This window comes from Geodermatophilus sp. CPCC 205506 (assembly GCF_051383635.1).
In the GTDB taxonomy this organism is placed as follows: Bacteria; Actinomycetota; Actinomycetes; order Mycobacteriales; family Geodermatophilaceae; genus Geodermatophilus.
Genome location: NZ_JALPKP010000050.1, coordinates 13850 through 30369 on the forward strand (window position 1 = coordinate 13850; position 16520 = coordinate 30369).

The 16520-nt window shown below is 71.9% G+C and carries 19 protein-coding genes; 7 read left to right on the forward strand and 12 right to left on the reverse strand.

Annotated features, from left to right (window positions below):
• Positions 1 to 3 precede the first annotated feature (3 nt).
• On the reverse strand, positions 4 to 810 hold the full coding sequence (locus MY520_RS22610; protein ID WP_436694819.1) for an HNH endonuclease: 807 nt from the start codon (positions 808 to 810) through the stop codon (positions 4 to 6).
• A 350-nt stretch (positions 811 to 1160) separates the two neighbouring features.
• On the opposite strand from MY520_RS22610, the gene MY520_RS22615 reads away from it, so the two are divergent.
• Positions 1161 to 1988, forward strand: coding sequence for a hypothetical protein (locus MY520_RS22615; protein WP_436694820.1), 828 nt, complete (start codon positions 1161 to 1163; stop codon positions 1986 to 1988).
• A 76-nt stretch (positions 1989 to 2064) separates the two neighbouring features.
• Here MY520_RS22615 and MY520_RS22620 read toward each other — a convergent pair whose 3' ends face one another.
• The 3 genes from MY520_RS22620 to ychF all read right to left on the reverse strand — a co-directional run bounded on the left by MY520_RS22620 (position 2065) and on the right by ychF (position 4724).
• Positions 2065 to 2661 carry a hypothetical protein gene (locus MY520_RS22620; protein ID WP_436694821.1) on the reverse strand — a complete coding sequence of 199 codons (597 nt, stop codon included), beginning with the start codon at positions 2659 to 2661 and terminating at the stop codon, positions 2065 to 2067.
• Between the two features lie 86 nt (positions 2662 to 2747).
• Positions 2748 to 3479, reverse strand: a complete 732-nt coding sequence (locus tag MY520_RS22625; protein ID WP_436694822.1) for a restriction endonuclease — start codon at positions 3477 to 3479, stop codon at positions 2748 to 2750.
• Between the two features lie 171 nt (positions 3480 to 3650).
• Positions 3651 to 4724 (reverse strand): redox-regulated ATPase YchF, encoded by a 1074-nt coding sequence (gene ychF / locus MY520_RS22630; RefSeq protein WP_436694823.1) that lies wholly within the window; start codon positions 4722 to 4724, stop codon positions 3651 to 3653.
• A gap of 113 nt (positions 4725 to 4837) precedes the next feature.
• Between ychF and MY520_RS22635 the strand changes: the two genes are divergently transcribed.
• Complete coding sequence (locus MY520_RS22635; RefSeq protein ID WP_436694824.1) at positions 4838 to 5536, forward strand: class I SAM-dependent methyltransferase; 699 nt, start codon at positions 4838 to 4840, stop codon at positions 5534 to 5536.
• Positions 5537 to 5548: 12 nt separating this feature from the next.
• On the opposite strand, the gene MY520_RS22640 is transcribed toward MY520_RS22635, so the two are convergent.
• The 6 genes from MY520_RS22640 to MY520_RS22665 all read right to left on the reverse strand — a co-directional run bounded on the left by MY520_RS22640 (position 5549) and on the right by MY520_RS22665 (position 10350).
• Positions 5549 to 6037 carry a GNAT family N-acetyltransferase gene (locus MY520_RS22640; protein ID WP_436694825.1) on the reverse strand — a complete coding sequence of 163 codons (489 nt, stop codon included), beginning with the start codon at positions 6035 to 6037 and terminating at the stop codon, positions 5549 to 5551.
• Positions 6034 to 6672: a response regulator gene (locus MY520_RS22645; protein WP_436694826.1), complete on the reverse strand. Its 639-nt coding sequence runs from the start codon at positions 6670 to 6672 to the stop codon at positions 6034 to 6036. Before MY520_RS22645 ends, MY520_RS22640 begins: the two co-directional genes overlap by 4 nt.
• A complete protein-coding gene (locus MY520_RS22650) occupies positions 6669 to 7904 on the reverse strand; it encodes a sensor histidine kinase (protein WP_436694827.1) in 1236 nt (411 codons plus the stop codon). The genes MY520_RS22645 and MY520_RS22650 overlap by 4 nt, the downstream gene beginning before the upstream one ends.
• Positions 7901 to 8731, reverse strand: a complete 831-nt coding sequence (locus MY520_RS22655) for an ABC transporter permease (RefSeq protein ID WP_436694828.1) — start codon at positions 8729 to 8731, stop codon at positions 7901 to 7903. Before MY520_RS22655 ends, MY520_RS22650 begins: the two co-directional genes overlap by 4 nt.
• A complete protein-coding gene (locus tag MY520_RS22660; RefSeq protein WP_436694829.1) occupies positions 8728 to 9645 on the reverse strand; it encodes an ABC transporter ATP-binding protein in 918 nt (305 codons plus the stop codon). Before MY520_RS22660 ends, MY520_RS22655 begins: the two co-directional genes overlap by 4 nt.
• A gap of 99 nt (positions 9646 to 9744) precedes the next feature.
• Positions 9745 to 10350, reverse strand: a complete 606-nt coding sequence (locus tag MY520_RS22665; protein WP_436694830.1) for an ABC transporter permease — start codon at positions 10348 to 10350, stop codon at positions 9745 to 9747.
• Here MY520_RS22665 and MY520_RS22670 point away from each other — a divergent pair.
• The 5 genes from MY520_RS22670 to MY520_RS22690 all read left to right on the forward strand — a co-directional run bounded on the left by MY520_RS22670 (position 10340) and on the right by MY520_RS22690 (position 14964).
• A complete protein-coding gene (locus MY520_RS22670; protein WP_436694831.1) occupies positions 10340 to 10642 on the forward strand; it encodes a hypothetical protein in 303 nt (100 codons plus the stop codon). The two genes, MY520_RS22665 and MY520_RS22670, sit on opposite strands and share 11 nt — an antisense overlap.
• A gap of 61 nt (positions 10643 to 10703) precedes the next feature.
• Positions 10704 to 12191, forward strand: coding sequence for an AlkA N-terminal domain-containing protein (locus MY520_RS22675; RefSeq protein ID WP_436694832.1), 1488 nt, complete (start codon positions 10704 to 10706; stop codon positions 12189 to 12191).
• Positions 12188 to 12721, forward strand: a complete 534-nt coding sequence (locus MY520_RS22680; protein WP_436694833.1) for a methylated-DNA--[protein]-cysteine S-methyltransferase — start codon at positions 12188 to 12190, stop codon at positions 12719 to 12721. Before MY520_RS22675 ends, MY520_RS22680 begins: the two co-directional genes overlap by 4 nt.
• A gap of 119 nt (positions 12722 to 12840) precedes the next feature.
• A complete protein-coding gene (locus MY520_RS22685) occupies positions 12841 to 13929 on the forward strand; it encodes a DNA recombination protein RmuC (protein WP_436694834.1) in 1089 nt (362 codons plus the stop codon).
• A 222-nt stretch (positions 13930 to 14151) separates the two neighbouring features.
• Positions 14152 to 14964 carry a DUF6542 domain-containing protein gene (locus MY520_RS22690; protein ID WP_436694835.1) on the forward strand — a complete coding sequence of 271 codons (813 nt, stop codon included), beginning with the start codon at positions 14152 to 14154 and terminating at the stop codon, positions 14962 to 14964.
• Between the two features lie 12 nt (positions 14965 to 14976).
• Here MY520_RS22690 and MY520_RS22695 read toward each other — a convergent pair whose 3' ends face one another.
• Both MY520_RS22695 and MY520_RS22700 read right to left on the reverse strand, forming a co-directional pair.
• On the reverse strand, positions 14977 to 15438 hold the full coding sequence (locus tag MY520_RS22695) for a nuclear transport factor 2 family protein (RefSeq protein ID WP_436694836.1): 462 nt from the start codon (positions 15436 to 15438) through the stop codon (positions 14977 to 14979).
• Between the two features lie 98 nt (positions 15439 to 15536).
• Positions 15537 to 16508, reverse strand: coding sequence for a 4-hydroxy-3-methylbut-2-enyl diphosphate reductase (locus MY520_RS22700; protein WP_436694837.1), 972 nt, complete (start codon positions 16506 to 16508; stop codon positions 15537 to 15539).
• Positions 16509 to 16520: the final 12 nt, after the last annotated feature.

Sequence of the window (16520 nt, forward strand, 5' to 3'; positions counted from 1 at the left end):
GACTCACCGACGATTGAGCTTCCAATCGATGGCACCTGGATCGGGAGCGGCTGCCAGATGACCGATGTCGGGCTTAGTCACTGTCGAAGCGATCGTCGTGGCTACTCGCCAAGCCATCGATGGTTCGAGACGTAAGAGGCCTCGGTCGAACGCTCGGTGGTGATTAGGGCACAGCGGTAACCCATTGGTCCACACGTCATCCGCGTACCCTTCATCGACGATATGCGCAGCATCCAGTAGGTCGGCTGTCGCGATATCACATGCGCCGCACAGGACTCCGTAAGCTCTAAGCACATCCGCCTTGAACCGCCGTTGATTTGGCCGGCTCCGCTGCTTCCTGAGCTCTGACGCACTGCGCTCGTCGGAAATGCTCAGCGGCCCCGGTGCTACCCCGGCGCCCGGAGAGGCTAGGAATCTCGGGGGGACGATGGCCCCGAATGCGGTCAGCGTGGCACTTAGGTCGGTCGGCATCCAGAGTGCCGGCGGCGGCGTTGTCAGAGCGGGCCAGCCATACGCCCCGGCCAACCGCGAGTAGGGCACCCCAGGACTGACGTCGAGCGGAAGCCCCAAGATCAGGGTGGCCGGAAACGTCTGAGCTCCCCCGCCGGTCCAGCGAATGCCCAAGGCTTCAAGAGTGGCCCCTTGGTCTTCTATGACCGCCAGCACCTCGTACAGGGAAGTGATCTCCTCCTGCCCTTGCTGTGCGCCGTCGGCGCGTGTGATGCGCGCGCCGAAGTCGCCCGCTTCGACCTTCTTTCGCCCGAGAAGGGCAGAGCCAGCCCGCAGGCCCCAGACATAGCCCGACGTCACCTGCGAAGGGTCGACGCCTCTACTGAGCAGCTCATCGCTGATTGGGTGGAAGCTTGTCTCGTGCGTGAGTCCCCGTGTCACGTTAGTTCGGGAGCCGCCGCCGTACGTGCTAAACCGAAAGACTCTATCCATCGAAATACTCCCCTACAGCCAAGTTGTTTCGCAGTGCACCGCGTTGACGCTCTCGTCGGCGCACGACCTATCTGGCCTATCGGCACCCAGATGGTGATCTGAAGTGGACTTTCCGTCTATCTCGGATACCTATGCCATGGCGGCTCGTCGAGCGGGATGAGGAGGTGGTCTGGGCAAGCTGCGGCCCCGAGGCCAACCGTCGCTGTCACACTGCTGGGATGACGACGACTCCCGATGTCCAGGCGTCACGGACTCGCCTGTCCAGGGCAGCAAGACAACTAAACGAATACCACAACCTGATTGAACAACACATGCGAGACGGCGAGCCGTACGCCGTGGAGGTTGAGAACCCGCACCCCCTAACCGGTGAAGGGCATGTGTACCTGAAGCTCAAACCGCTAGGGCACGAGATACCCGCCGTGCTAGCGGACTTCCTTAGCAGCCTGCGCATTGCGCTGGACTACAGCGTCCGCGCCCTGGCCGAGCTTTCGGGCACCGCTCCTACGCCTAGCCATCAGTTCCCTATCGAGACTGACAGAAAGACTCTCTTCTCTAGACACCTGACACCAGACGGGGCGGCCAGGCCGAAAGGCTGGCTGCAGGGCCTAACCCACGGGCTAGGGGTCATCGAGTCAAATCAACCGTTTAATCTTGCGCCCGACGACCCACGGGCTGACCCTCTGGCGCTACTGCAGCGTTTCTCGAACACCGCCAAGCACCGTGAGCCGATCACGCATTACATCATCAGCCACGGGCGCAGCACGCTCGAGATCGAGCCGAAGCAAAATCTGCTCCCCGCCACACTTGATTTCGCCGGCCTGGCCTTCGCCCGAGGCGAACGCGCACACGCCTGCACCTTTCGCTACACCTACCCATTCCCCGACAACGTACGTGCTCAGGTCGGCCTCAATCTTGAAGTGCTGATCGTTGACCCAGAGCTTGAACGCAAGCACCCGCGCGGCGCCTTGACTGAGTTGTCAACGTTGGACTCCATGTATCACCGAGTCGCGACGATCATCAACCTTATAGCCAGCGTGACGATCTGACTAAGCATGCCCGGCAGGGTGGCGCCCGTCACCCAGCCGTGCAATCAGTCCTATCGGCGCAGCGCCCAGATCGCCATCAGCCCAGGATGTATCCGTCAGGCCGTTCAAACCCTTCGGGTCGCTCCGTGAGGGTTCCATCTAATGACCGCTCCCACCGGACACCGGCTGTGTCCGTGAATGCGATCGCTACTCCCAGGTCCCCGGCCTCCCAACCCTCGGGGTCAGCTTTCCAGCTCTTGGTTCCATCCGGATTGTCTTGAAGAGTTTTGATGGGGCCATTTGTGTAGGGATGGTTCCAGGATAAGTCGATGCTCTTGGTGGCGACTCGCTCCTCATTGATAAAGTTGCTGACTCGCGCGTCTACAGTGGGAGCCTGCATCGGCGGCACCACCTGTCGACCAATGAAGTCGTTATGATTGTTCGGGCTTATGAAGGTAATGACCACGTCATAGACGGGGTTACGGCTAGCGTTGTACACCCACACCAGATAGCGGCCATGCTGGTCCCGGTCCAGCCACGTAGTCACGTGAGACGCCTGCTCCTGCCTTTGTTCTTTGCGCCGCTCATGGGCTTCCGCTTCCAGCGCGTGCGCCTCTGAGCGAGCAATGGTGACTTGCTGGTAGGTGAATCGGCTCGCAAAGCCAGCAGCGATAAGCGCCCCGGTTGTCGCCACGGAGGCGACCCAGTCTGGGAAGCTTCCCCAGTCAACGCTACCCAACAGGTCCCCACTTCCCTGGCCGCAGATAGGAGACGCAAAGTCTACGACTGGCGATGCGTCACAAGCACTTCTTCGACACTCGCCCGGTCGCGGTCGTGAACCATTTCGAAGCCTGTTCCACAGTTGTCGCATTCGACACTATCGCCGAAGAAGCCAGTGACAACGCCACAGTCAAGGCAGCGAACTCCCCATGTTCCGCAGGTGTCGCATGAACCGGCATCAACGGTTTCACCTGTTTCTTGGGGCCACTCACGCCAGCCGATGTCACCCGTGTAACAGTTGTCGTTCGGGCAATCTCCGAAGCCAGTGAACTCCGTCAGAGTAGTTGACCACTCCGGCGGCTTCGGCGTTGCACCGACAAGCTCTTTCAATACGATCCGCGGCTGAATGGCATTCTCGGCACGGGCGACCGCAGGCTCACTGGTTCCGTTGATCGAGTACAGCACGCCCCTGTCGACACCTAAGTCGAGCAGCTTGCCCGCGAATTCATCTACCTTACCTATGCCCAAGCGGTTGGCGTAGTGCTTGCATTCAATAGCAATGGACATTTGCTGGCCACCGATACTGCCGGACACTAAAACGTCCACCTGCCGCTCGGTTCCGCTGATCTTCCCCGTAATCCGTGCGTCGTGCTCGACGTCGGCATCGGGGTCCATTTTCCTGATCAGCTCTGTAACGCTCAGCTCAAACGCTCGCCACTGTGGGTCCGTGGGCACTACCACGGCGACTTCGTCATCGGTGCTCTGAGCCTTAGCGTCGCTGCCCTCTGTCACGCGACGATGCTGCCTCACAGCGTTCGGCCCGTCACGTCGCCATGCCCGCCCAGCCAGGGACCTGCCAAGAGCCTTCACAGCAGGTCCGGATACCGCAGCGCGTACCCTTGCCCCGTCCAGCGGCGTACGGAATGCAGTTCCCCGTTCAACTCCTGATGAGCGTGACCGCAATCACACGTTGAAACGGAACTCCACGACGTCGCCGTCCTGCATGACGTAGTCCTTGCCCTCCACGCGCACCCAGCCGCGGGACTTGGCCTCCTGCATGGACCCGGCCTCCACGAGCTGGTCGAAGGACACGATCTCGGCCTTGATGAAGCCGCGCTGGAAGTCGGTGTGGATGACGCCGGCCGCCTGCGGCGCGGTCGCGCCGATCGGGATCGTCCAGGCGCGGGACTCCTTGGGCCCGGCGGTCAGGTAGGTCTGCAGGCCGAGGGTGGCGAAGCCGATGCGGGCCAGCTGGTGCAGGCCGGGCTCGTCCTGGCCGATGCCGGCCAGCAGCTCGGCGGCCTCGTCCTCGGGCAGCTCGGCGAGCTCGGCCTCGATCTTGGCGTCCATGAGGATCGCCTCGGCCGGCGCGACCAGGGCGCGCAGCTCCGCGATGAGCGCGTCGTTGGCCAGCTCCTCCTCGTCCACGTTGAACACGTAGAGGAACGGCTTCGTCGTCAGCAGGGTCAGCTCGCGCAGCGGTTCCGGGTCGACGCCGGCGGCGAACAGCGTCCGGCCCTCGTCGAGCACCTTCTGCGCGTCGAGGGCAGCGGCCAGCAGAGCCGCCCGCTCCTTGTCCTTCCGGGACTCCTTCTCCAGCCGCGGGATCGCCTTCTCCAGCGTCTGCATGTCGGCGAGGACGAGCTCGGTGTTGATCGTCTCGATGTCGTCGGCCGGGTTGACCTTGCCCTCGACGTGCACCACGTCCGGGTCGGTGAACACGCGGATGACCTGACAGATCGCGTCGCTCTCGCGGATGTTGGCCAGGAACTTGTTCCCGAGCCCGGCCCCCTCGGACGCGCCGCGCACGATGCCGGCGATGTCCACGAACGACACCGTCGCCGGGATGGTCTTCTGCGAACCGAAGATCTCCGCCAGCCTGTGGAGGCGAGGGTCCGGGACGCCGACCACGCCGACGTTGGGCTCGATGGTGGCGAACGGGTAGTTCGCGGCCAGGACGTCGTTCTTGGTCAACGCGTTGAACAGGGTCGACTTGCCGACGTTGGGAAGCCCGACGATGCCGATGGTGAGACTCACGGGAGTCCAGGGTACGGCCCCGGACGGCCCCCTACTCCAGCGCGCACGAGCCCCGCCACGCCGGACCCGACACGGTCCGGGCGACGGTCGTCCCCGCGGTTAGGGTCGATCCCATGCAAGCCCGGGGAGACGAGCTGGTGCGTCTGGTGCTCCAGCAGGCCAACAGCATCCACGTGCGGTCCATGTACAGCATCGACGACGAGCGGCAGCGGGCCGCCCTGCGCCGCACGGCCGACTTCATCGAGCAGCACATGCCCACCGCCCTGTCGTTCAGCGGCGACTCCCCGCTCGAGGCGAAGTACAAGCTGCTCGACCACTCGGTCGACCTGGCACCGGCAGACGGGCTCGTCCTGGAGTTCGGGGTGGCCACCGGCGACACCCTGCGCCGGATCACGGCGAAGCGGTCCCCGGCGCACGGGTTCGACTCGTTCGAGGGCCTCCCCGAGGACTGGCGGACCGGCTTCGCGAAGGGCGCATTCGCCCAGCACGTGCCCGACGTCCCCGGCGCCACCATGCACGTCGGCTGGTTCGAGGAAACCCTCCCCGGCTTCTTCGCCGAGCACTCCGGCCCGATCGCCTTCGCGCACATGGACGCCGACCTCTACAGCTCGACGGTCACCATCCTCCGCGAGGGCGAGGACCGGTTCGTCGCGGGCACGATCCTGCTCTTCGACGAGTACTTCAACTTCCCCGGCTGGGAACACCACGAGCACAAGGCGTTCATGAAGTTCATCGACCGCACCGGCCACGAGTTCGAGTACCTCGCCTACAACAGCCTCCACGAGCAGGTGCTGGTCCGGCTGACCAGCTGACCGGCCCGGCCTTCAGTCGAGCTCCTTGACCATCCGGGCCCGCGTCAGCGTCTCGCGGTCCAGCGTCACGCTCTCCACCTCGACCCGCCGGTACCCCAGCCGCTCGAACACCGGCGCCGCCCGCCACGACGCGTGCGTCACGAGAGCCGGCAGGCCCGCCGCCCGCGCGGCGGCCTCGACCGCGGTCAGCAGCGCCCGCGCCACCCCCCGCCCACCGGCCGACGGCGCCACGAACAGCTGGTCCACCTCGCCGGGCACCAGCCCGTCGACCGCCGCCGGTGCGACCGAGGCGAACCCGGCCACCACACCGTCCACCTCCGCCACCAGCACCGTGGTCGTCTCCACGAACCGCGCGTGCGCTGCCTCCGACCGCCGGGCCGCCCACACCGCCAGCTGGGCCGGCGTGTAGTGCCCGGCGGCCGACTCCTCGATCGCGGCCCGGCTCACCGCGGCCAGCACGGCCGCATCCGCCGGCCGCGCGGCCCGGACGACGACGGTCACGCGGTCCCGGGCCCCGGCAGCAGCCCGCGCTCGACGGCGACCATCACCGCCCGGGTGCGGTCGTCCACCCCGAGCTTGGCGAACACCCGCAGCAGGTGGGTCTTCACCGTCGCCTCGCCGATGAACAGCTCCCGGCCGATGTCGGCGTTGGTCAGCCCGCGCGCCACCCCGGCCAGCACCTCGAGCTCCCGCGCGGTCGGCGCCTCCGCGGCCGGCGCCCGCAGGTGCGACACCAGCCGCGCGGCCACCGGCGGCGCCAGCACCGTCTCCCCGCGCGCCGCGGCCCGGACGGCGTCGGCCAGCTGCGGCAGCGGCGCGTCCTTGAGCAGGTAGCCGGTCGCCCCGGCGGCGACGGCCCGCACGATGTCGGCGTCGGTGTCGTAGGTGGTCAGCACCAGCACGCGGACGCCGGGGTGCGCGGCGCCGATCCGCTCCGTCGCGGTCACGCCGTCCATCCGCGGCATCCGCAGGTCCATGAGGACGACGTCCGGCCGCTCCGCCGCCACCAGCGCGAGCGCCTGCAGCCCGTCGCCGGCCTCCCCCACGACCGTGAGGTCCTCCTGCGCGTCGAGCCAGCCCACCAGCCCGCCGCGCACCACCGGGTGGTCGTCCACCACCAGCACCCTGATGGTCACGAGCCCGGCACCCGCACCGTCACCCGCGTCCCCGCCCCGGGCGACGACGCGACGTCCATCGAGCCGCCGACCTGCGCCACCCGGCCGCGCAGCCCCTCCAGCCCGGCGCCGTGCGCCGCGGCCGGGTCGAACCCCACGCCGTCGTCCTCCACGTGCACCGACACCTGCCCGGCGACCCGCGACAGGCGGACCACCACCGCCGACGCCGCCGCGTGCCGCCGCACGTTGGTCAGCGCCTCCTGGGCCCCGCGCAGCAGCACGACCTCCTCGTCCCGCCGCAGGGACGCCCCCTCCCCCAGCGCCGCGACGTCGACCCGTACCGCCAGGCCCGTCTCCCGCGCGAACCGGTCCGCCAGCTTCTCCAGGGCCTCCACGAGGGTCGAGCCGTCCAGGCCCACCGGCCGGAACGCGGCGACCACCGCCCGCGCCTCGGCCAGGTTGTCGCGGGCGACCTCCTCGATCAGCGCCAACCGCTCCCGCGCGGCGACCGGGTCGGCCGACAGCTGGGCGGCCGCGGTCTGTGCCAGCACCACGATGCTGGTGTAGCCCTGCGCGAGGGTGTCGTGGACCTCGCTGGCCAGCCGCTCGCGCTCGGCGAGCACTCCCCGCTCGCGCTCGGCGGCGGCCAGCGACGCGCGCGTCCGCTCCAACTCGCGGATCAGCAGCGCCCGCTGCCGGCTCTGCTCCAGCACGCGGAAGACCCACAGACCCATCGCGAGGCTGAAGACCAGGCCCACGAGGGTCTGCGCGGGACCGGAGATCGGCTCGTCGCCGCGCGACCAGGCGACGAACGGGCCGATCGTGCTCGCCGCGGCCAGGGCGACCGTCCAGAGCATGCCCCGAGGCACCGACTCGGACAGGAACCACACCTGCGCATAGCCGAGGAACAGCAGGAACAGCAGCGACGGCTCCTGCGCGGCCAGCACGCCGAACACCAGGACCAGGACCGCCAGGTAGGCGGTCGCCCGGCGCTGGTCGCGGCTGGTGAGGGCCGGCGCGCCGAGCAACGCATAGGCGACCGCGAGCACACCGAGCGCGGCCAGCAGCGCGGGCTTCGAGCCGTCCACCGGCGAGAGCCCGATGGTGACCACCGCGACCGCCAGCAGCAGCACGAAGACCACGTGCAGACCGACGACCGTGATCCGCCACCCGCGCTCGGACAGCGGCGGGCCGCCGTCGTCCTCCTCGTGCGGAGGATCGACGGCGGCCCGGGGCCCGACGAAGGGGGTCATCCGTCGGCCCGGCGCCAGCGGAACGTGCGCACGCACACCACGGCACCGATGATCACCCATGCACCCAGCACCAGGGCGATCCGGCCGTGCTCCCAGCTGCCGGCCGCCTCGGCCACGGCCGCCTGCTCGGGCAGGAACGCCGAGCGCATGCCCTGGGTCATCCACTTCAGCGGGAAGACCGCGGCCACCTGCTGCATCCAGCCGGGCAGCTCGCCGAAGGCGAAGAACACCCCGGAGAAGAACTGCAGGACGATCGCGAACGCCGAGATGCCGGTGGTCACCGACGTCGCGCTGCCCCGCAGGGCGGAGACCGCGATGCCCAGCACCGTGCCGGCCAGGGCGCCCAGGACCGCGACCCAGCCGAAGGTCAGCCAGTGCGCCAGGTCCACCGGCATCGGCACGTCGTAGCCGTACCGGGCGACCGGCAGCAGGAGCGCGAGCTGGGCCGCCGTGGTCACCAGCACCTGCCCCGCCTTGCCGCCGAAGTAGGCCACCGGCGGCGTGCCCAGCAGCTGCAGCCGCTCCAGCTGACCGGTCTCGCGCTCGGTCACGATCGACGTGCCGACCGCCTGGAAGCTGCTCAGCATGATGCCGGTCGCCGCGATGCCCGCCAGGAAGTACTGCGGGAACGGCACGTCTCCGGGCAGCACGTCACCGCCGAGCACCGCGCCGAAGATCACCATCATCACGACCGGGTAGGCGAACGAGAACACCACTTGCTGCCGCTCACGGGAGAAGAGCCGCAGCTCCAGGCCGATCCGCGCCCACGTGACGGCCAGGGTGGACGGCGTCGAACGGACGGTCGACGGGGTCAGGACGGCGGTCATCGGAGCGACTCCTCGGCTCGGGTGGGGACGGCGCCGACGAGCTGGAGGTAGACGTCCTCCAGGCCGGGCCGGGTGACGGTGAGGCCGGGGACCTCGTCCCGGGTGTGCGCGGCGAGCAGGTCGCGCAGCACCGCGGACGGGTTCTCGGTGCCGACCTCGCGGCGGGCGCCCGCCTCGAGCCAGCTGACGGTCGCCCGGCGCCGCAGGTCGGCGCCGAGCTCGGCCGGCGGAGCGACGTCCACCAGCCGGCCGTCGGCGATCACGCCGACGCGGTCGGCGAGCTCGGCGGCCTCGTCGAGGTAGTGCGTGGTGAGCAGCACCGTGGCACCCCCGGCCCGCAGCCCGCAGACGAGCTCCCAGAACTGCCGGCGGGCCACCGGGTCCATGCCGGTGGTGGGCTCGTCGAGGAAGACCACCTCCGGGCGCCCCTGGACACCCAGGGCCACCGCCAGTCGACGGCGCTGCCCGCCGGACAGCGCCGACACGCGGGTGCCGGCCTTCTCCTCCAGACCCGTGACGGCGAGCAGCTCACCGGTCGGCCGGGGCGCCGTGTGGTAGCGGGCGAAGTGGTCGAGAGCCTCGCGGACGGTGAGGGCCTGGCCGGCCGACTCGGCCTGGCTCACCACCCCGATCCGGGCGCGCCAGCCGCGGCTGCCGGCGGCGGGGTCCACGCCGAGCACGGACACGGTCCCCTCGTCGCGGCGCCGGACTCCTTCCAGGATCTCGATGGTCGTCGTCTTGCCGGCGCCGTTGGGGCCGAGCAGCGCGAAGCACTCGCCCGGCCGGACGTCGAGGTCGAGCCCGTCGACGACGGCCTTGCCGCCGTAGCGCTTGACCAGCCCGCGCACGCGCACGGCCGGTGGGTCCTCGGTCGCCGTCCCGATGCGGGAGGGCGCCGGCTGGGTCGCTGTCATGACACGACCCTCGCCGGGCGGCGGTCGCGCCGGGACCGCCGAACCGCTGGTCCGCCGTCCACCGGTCGGTGGACGGGCGGGGTCGACCGACCGGGTCGCTCACCGGCTCAGCGTCTGCCACCGCCGGACGCTCAGCGCCGCGAACAGCGCGGTGAGCGCGACCGGCCAGACGACGGCCAGCAGCAGCGCGTGCTCGGTGGCCCAGCCGCCTCCGGCGTCCCCCGGCTGGCCGAACAGGTCCCGGACGGCGGTGACCGTGGCCGCCAGCGGGTTCCACTCGGCGACCGTCCCCAGCCACCCGGGCATCGTCGACGCGGGGACGAAGGCGTTCGACAGGATGGCGAACGGCCACACCAGGATCTGCACCGCCGTCACCGTCGCCGGGTCCCGGGTCAGCAGGCCGAGGTGGACGCCCATCCAGAGGAAGGCCAGCCGCAGCAGGAGGAGCAGCCCGACGGCGGCCAGCAGCTCGGCTCCGCCGCCCGGGCGCCAGCCGATCGCGAACGCCGCCGCCACCAGCATCGCCAGGCCGAGCACCGAGGAGCCCAGGTCGGCCCGGTCGCCGGCGAGGAGCTCGGCGCCTACGACCCGGAGCAGTCGTTCGAGTTCGGGCTGGCACGGCTGCTCGACGGGATCGGCGTCCTCGTCGGCGGGGGGCTGTCTGGCGGGGCCGCGGCGACCTAGCCTTGCCGGGGTGGCCGCCAACGAGCTGCAGCACCTGGTGCAGCGACGACTGCTGGAACTGTGCGAGACCGCCGAGGACGCCTCGCGCCGGTCCCGCTGGGCCGTCGCCCCCGAGACCATCGCCCGCATCGCGCACGGCCGGCACTCCGGGATGGTCAGCGAGCGGCTGGCGGCGGCGCTGGCGCTGGCGATCGACGTGCCGGAGAACCGGGTCCGGCGGGCGGTCGGGCTGCCGCTGGTGCACGACGTCCGGGCCGACGTCCACACCGGCCCGCACCTGCGGGTGGTGGGGGACGACGGCCGGCCCCGGTAGGGCGACGGCGACGTCCGAAAACCGCCAGTCACCCCTCACCCGCGACTGCCATGCTCGCTCCATGACGCGGTCCCTCGACCCCGAGCGCTGCTACCGGGCGGTCACCAGCCGCGACGCCCGGTTCGACGGCTGGTTCTTCACCGCGGTCGCCACCACCGGCATCTACTGCCGCCCCTCCTGCCCGGCGCGCACCCCGCTGGCCCGCAACGTCTCCTTCTTCTCCACCGCGGCCGCTGCCCAGGGCGCCGGCTACCGCGCCTGCCGCCGCTGCCGGCCCGACGCCGTGCCCGGCTCCCCAGAGTGGGACGTGCGCGCCGACGTCGTGGCCCGGGCGATGCGGCTGATCGGCGACGGCGAGGTGGAGCGCTCCGGCATCCCGGGGCTGGCCGCCCGGCTCGGCTACTCCGAGCGGCAGCTGCACCGGCTGCTCGTCGCCGAGCTCGGCGTCGGCCCGCTCGCCCTCGCCCGCGCCCGGCGCGCCCAGACCGCGCGGCTGCTCATCGAGACCACCGGGCTGCCGCTGGCCGACGTCGCCTTCGCCGCCGGGTTCGCCAGCATCCGGCAGTTCAACGACACCGTGCGCGAGGTCTTCGCGACCACCCCGACGGAACTGCGCCGCACCGCCCCGGGAGCGCCTGCCGGCGCACCGGGCGAGCTCACCCTGCGGCTGGCCGCCCGCGCCCCCTACGACGCGGCCGAGGTGCTGTTCTTCCTCGGCGCGCACGCCGTCCCCGGCCTCGAGGAGTGGGACGGGACGACGTTCGCCCGCGTGCTCGACCTGCCGCACGGGCCCGCCGTCGTCCGGCTCTCCCCCGCGGCCGACGGCGGCCCGGCGGTCACCGCCCGGCTGCGGCTCACCGGGCTGCGCGATCTCGGGGTGGCGGTGGCCCGCTGCCGGCGGCTGCTCGACCTCGACGCCGACCCCGCCGCGGTCGACGACGTCCTGTCCGCCGACCCGGCCCTCGCCCGGGTGGTGGCCGGCGCGCCCGGTCGCCGGGTCCCCGCCTCCCCCGACGCCGACGAGCTCGCCGTGCGGGCGGTCCTCGGCCAGCAGGTGTCCGTGGCCGGCGCCCGCACGCTGACCGCCCGGCTGCTCACCGCGGCCGGCACGCCGCTGCCCGAGCCGGTCGGCACGCTCACCCACGCCTTCCCCCGCGCGGCCGCGCTGGCCGGCGCCGACCTGACCGCGGTCGGGCTGACCGGGTCCCGCCGGCGCACGGTGCACGCCCTCGCCGCGGCCCTCGCCGACGGCTCGGTGCCCCTGGACGCCGGCGCCGACCGCGAGGAGGCGACCCGGGCGCTGCGCGCGGTGCCGGGCATCGGCCCGTGGACGGCGGCGCTGGTCGCGCTGCGCGGGCTCGCCGACCCCGATGTGTGGCTGCCCGGCGACCTCGCCGTCCGCCGCGCACTGGCCGCGGTCGGCAGCTCCGACGCCGACGCCGCGACCCGGTGGCGGCCCTGGCGCTCCTACGCCGTCGTGCACCTGTGGGCGCTCGCCGTCCCCAGCCTCTTCACCCGCAGCCCCCTCTCCGATCGGAGCGCCTCATGACCCCGCCGCCCGCCCGGTTCGCCACCACGGTCACCCCACCCGGGCCGTTCACCGTCGTGGTCACCCGGGAGCACGACGGCCGCGACGTCGTCCTCGCCAGCGGCTGGACCGACGACGTCGCCGCCCTCCTGCCCCTCGTGCACCGCTCGCTGCGGCCGACCTGGGTCGAGGAGACCGACCGGCTGCCCGTGCTCGACGCCGTGGACGCCTTCGTCTCCGGTGCGGTCGCCGCCATCGACGACGTCGAGGTCCGGCAGCGGTCCGGGCCGTTCCTCGAGGACGCCTGGGAGGTGCTGCGCACCGTCCCGGCCGGGGAACCGGACACCTACGCGGCGTTCGCGGCGCGGTGCGGGCGGCCGGCGGCGGTGCGGGCGGCGGCCAACGCCTGCGCCCGCAACGCGGCGGCGCTGTTCATCCCCTGCCACCGGGTGCTCGGCTCCGACGGCGGGCTGGGCGGCTTCCGCTGGGGGACGCCGGTGAAGCGCTGGCTGCTCGACCACGAGGCGGCGCACGCCCCCGTCGCCGCCTGAACTGAGGCATAGGAAGCATTACCCACGTCCCCCGGCACCTGACGTGGGTATTGCTTCCTATGCCTCGTGATCCGCGGGGCTCCACGGAACTGTCGGACCCGTCCGGCAGGCTCCGCGCCGTGCACGCCGCCTCCCTGCTCACCGGTCTCCTCCTCGGCGCCCTGCTGGCCACCGCGGTCACGCTCGGTGTCGTCGCGCTGGTCGCCCGGCGCCGGCCGGCCGAGGAGGGGCTGGAGCCGCTGCACGAGTCCCTCGACCACATGCACCGGCTGCTCGCCGGCATGGAGCGGGCCCGCGCCACCGCGCACGGTGAGCTCCGGGAGCAGATGGGCACCGTGGGCCAGGCGTCGTCGATGCTGCGGCAGGAGACCGCCGCGCTGGTGACGGCGCTGCGCACCCCGCACGTGCGGGGGCGCTGGGGCGAGGTGCAGCTGCGGCGGGTCGTCGAGGTGGCCGGCCTGCTCGAGCACTGCGACTTCGTCGAGCAGCCGAGCAGCACCAACGACGCCGGCGCCGGCGTCCGGCCCGACCTCGTCGTCACCCTGGCCGACGGGCGCCAGGTGATCGTCGACGCGAAGGTGCCCTTCACCGGGTACATCGAGGCGGTCCAGGCCGAGGACGTCGCGGTCCGCACCGAGCGGGTCGCCGCGCACGCCCGCCAGCTGCGCACCCACGTCGACGCGCTCGCCGCCCGCCGCTACCCGACGGCGTTCCGCCCCGCGGCGCCGTTCACCGTCCTGTTCGTCCCCTCCGACGGGTTCCTCACCACCGCGCTGGAGGCGGAGCCCGGGCTGCTCGAGTACGGATTCGCCCGCGACATCGTCCTGGCCACCCCCAGCACGCTGCTCGCGCTGCTGCGCACGGTCGCCTACTCCTGGCGGCAGGAGCGGCTGGCCCGCGACGCCGACCAGGTGCTGGAGGTCGGCCGCCGGCTGCACGCCCGTCTGACCACGCTGTCGGGTCACCTCACCCGGCTGGGATCGGCGCTGAGCTCGGCGACGGCCCGCTACAACGAGACGGTCGGCTCCTACGAGAGCTCCGTGCTGGTCGCCGCGCGCCGCTTCGACGACCTGGGCGTGGCCGAGACCCCGGTGCCGGAACCCCAGCCGGTGGAGGCGACGGTCCGCACCCTGCGACCGGCCGAGCTGCCGCCGCCCGCCCCGGGGATCCCGGCCGTCGATCACGAGCGCGACGGCACGACCGGCTGACCCGGAGCGGCCGCGGTCGCCCCAGGCACCCCTGCAGCACCGGTTCGTCACAGCCGCACCGGCCGTTCCGCGGGGTGCTCGATCGGGGCGGAGGTTTTGGCACTTCTGCACACCCTGGATCGGTGCCGTCCTCACGCGCCAGCACGGTCGGCGTAGCTACCGTCGTCTTCGACAGCGGGCCTCTTCCGGGAGGTCCACGGCGAGGAGACGGGGAGGTGCGCCATGGCCTCGGCGAGCACGGCCGACACCTGGCGGGAGACCGGAGCACGCCGGGAACGGCGCTCCAACCCCCGGTCGCCCCGCCCGGAGGCGGCCGACGGTCCGCGCATCGCCCGCCCGCCGGTGCCCCCGCGCCCGGCGCCGCGGATGCGGTCCACCGACATCCCGCCGCTGCCCGAGCACCTGATCCGCGCCGGACGCGCGCGGGCCGCGGACGACGAGCTCTCCTCGACCCGCCCGCCGGTCGCCCGTGCACCGATGCCGCCCCGGCCGGCGCCGGCCCGCGCCGCCGCGGCCGTCCGTCCGGTCGAGCGCAGCATCCCGGTGGAGCTCGACGATGCCCTGGAGGACAGTCGACCGGTGGAGTACGACCGTCGGGCGGATGGCCGCGACTCCGCCGACGGCCGGCGCCGACGTGCCCGTCCGGCCGAGGCGCGCGCCGCCGGCCGGGGTGCCCCGCAGCCCGAGCAGGGCAAGCTGCGCGGCTGGGCCGCGGTCACGGTGGTCCTGCTCGTCACCCTCGCCGGCACCGCCGCGGACCTCTACCTCGGCGGCGGGCTGGGCTTCATCTCGCTGGTCGCGCTGACCGCCTCGAGCGTCCTGGCCACGCTGCTGGTCCGCCGCAGCGACCTGGTGAGCACCGTCATCGCCCCGCCCCTGGTGTTCATCGTCTCCGGCGTCGCCGCCAGCACGGTGCTCTCGACGTTCAACCTCGCGGCGGTCGCCACGCTGCTCATCCGTGGCTTCCCGGCGATGGCGATCGCGACCGGCGCCTCCCTGGCGCTCGCGCTCGTCCGCTGGGCCGCCCGCCGCTGAGCCGCCGGGGAGTCACTCCCCCCGCGGAGCCGTCCCGCCGGTCACCGCGATGTGCTTGCCCGTGTCGACGTAGTGCCGGAAGCGGGTCACCCGCCCGGCGTCGTCGAACGTCCAGAGGTGCAGCTCCTCGTCCTCGAGCCGCGTGCCGTCCGGCAGCCGCGCCGCCAGGCTGATCTCCCCGACGACCTGCCGGCCGTTCCCGATCAGGTCGAGGACCTCGAACCGCTCCATCGTCCAGGACCCGACCACCTGGAAGAACGCGGCGACCTCGGCCGGCCCGCGCCGCGGCACCATGTGCGCCACACCGGCGCGCTGCGCCGAGTTGTCCGCCCAGTCCTCCCAGTGGACGTCGTCGGCGAGGGCGCCGAGGATCGCCGGCACGTCCCCCCGGCCGAACGCGGCGTAGATGCCGGCGACGGTCGCGGCGTTGTCCGTCGCGGTCGCCGAGCCGGTGGTGGCCTGGCTGCTGGTCATGGCTATCCCCTCCCGGGCGAGCGACGACACTGCGGGGGCATCGTGGCGCTGCCGGGTGGGGACGGCGAGGGTCCTAGGACCCGCCGGAGCCGCCCGGCTCAGGCGGGGTCGGCGGCCGGCTCGCCCCGGCGGACCCGCAGCTCGTGCGGCAACGCGAAGACCAGCCTCTCCTCGGCGGCCTTGACCGTCCCGACGTCGGGATAGCCGCGCTCGGCCAGGAAGTCGAGCACCTCGCCGACCAGGACCTCCGGCACCGAGGCGCCGCTGGTCACCCCGACGGTCGCCACGCCATCGAGCCAGGCGGGGTCGATCTCGGAGGCGAAGTCGACCAGGTGCGCGGCGCGGGCGCCGGCCTCCAGCGCCACCTCCACCAGGCGCACCGAGTTCGACGAGTTCGTCGAGCCGACGACGATCACCAGGTCGCACTGGCCGGCCATCTGCTTGACCGCCTGCTGCCGGTTCTGCGTGGCGTAGCAGATGTCGTCGCTGGGCGGGGACTGCAGGCCGGGGAACCGGGTCTTGAGCCGGTCGACGGTCGCCAGGGTCTCGTCGACCGACAGCGTGGTCTGCGACAGCCAGACGACCTTCTCGGGGTCGCGCACCTGCACGCGGTCGACGTCCTCGGCGCCGTCCACGAGCTGGATGTGCGCCGGAGCCTCGCCGGCGGTGCCCTCGACCTCCTCGTGGCCGCGGTGGCCGATGAGGAGGATGTCGTAGTCCTCCTTGGCGAACCGCTTGGCCTCCTGGTGCACCTTGCTCACCAGCGGGCAGGTCGCGTCGATGGTCTTCAGCTGCCGGTTCGCCGCCTCCTCGTGCACCGCCGGGGAGACCCCGTGGGCGCTGAAGACGACGACCGAGCCCTCCGGCACCTCGTCGGTCTCGTCGACGAAGACCGCCCCGCGCCGCTCCAGGGTGGCGACGACGTGCTTGTTGTGGACGATCTGCTTGCGGACGTACACCGGGGCGCCGTGGATCTCCAGTGCCCGCTCGACCGCGACCACCGCCCGGTCCACGCCGGCGCAGTAGCCCCGGGGGTCGGCGAGCAGGACGCGTCCGCGCGGGTCAGCCATGCCTCCCATCGT

Excerpts from the sequence above, each read along its gene's own strand:
- MY520_RS22615 (WP_436694820.1), top strand. The coding sequence starts at position 1,161 with ATGACGACGACTCCCGATGTCCAGGCGTCACGGACTCGCCTGTCCAGG.
- MY520_RS22695 (WP_436694836.1), bottom strand. The coding sequence starts at position 15,438 with ATGACCAGCAGCCAGGCCACCACCGGCTCGGCGACCGCGACGGACAAC.
- MY520_RS22660 (WP_436694829.1), bottom strand. The coding sequence starts at position 9,645 with ATGACAGCGACCCAGCCGGCGCCCTCCCGCATCGGGACGGCGACCGAG.
- MY520_RS22680 (WP_436694833.1), top strand. The coding sequence starts at position 12,188 with ATGACCCCGCCGCCCGCCCGGTTCGCCACCACGGTCACCCCACCCGGG.
- MY520_RS22690 (WP_436694835.1), top strand. The coding sequence starts at position 14,152 with ATGGCCTCGGCGAGCACGGCCGACACCTGGCGGGAGACCGGAGCACGC.
- MY520_RS22650 (WP_436694827.1), bottom strand. The coding sequence starts at position 7,904 with ATGACCCCCTTCGTCGGGCCCCGGGCCGCCGTCGATCCTCCGCACGAG.
- MY520_RS22700 (WP_436694837.1), bottom strand. The coding sequence starts at position 16,508 with ATGGCTGACCCGCGCGGACGCGTCCTGCTCGCCGACCCCCGGGGCTAC.
- MY520_RS22655 (WP_436694828.1), bottom strand. The coding sequence starts at position 8,731 with ATGACCGCCGTCCTGACCCCGTCGACCGTCCGTTCGACGCCGTCCACC.
- MY520_RS22675 (WP_436694832.1), top strand. The coding sequence starts at position 10,704 with ATGACGCGGTCCCTCGACCCCGAGCGCTGCTACCGGGCGGTCACCAGC.
- MY520_RS22635 (WP_436694824.1), top strand. The coding sequence starts at position 4,838 with ATGCAAGCCCGGGGAGACGAGCTGGTGCGTCTGGTGCTCCAGCAGGCC.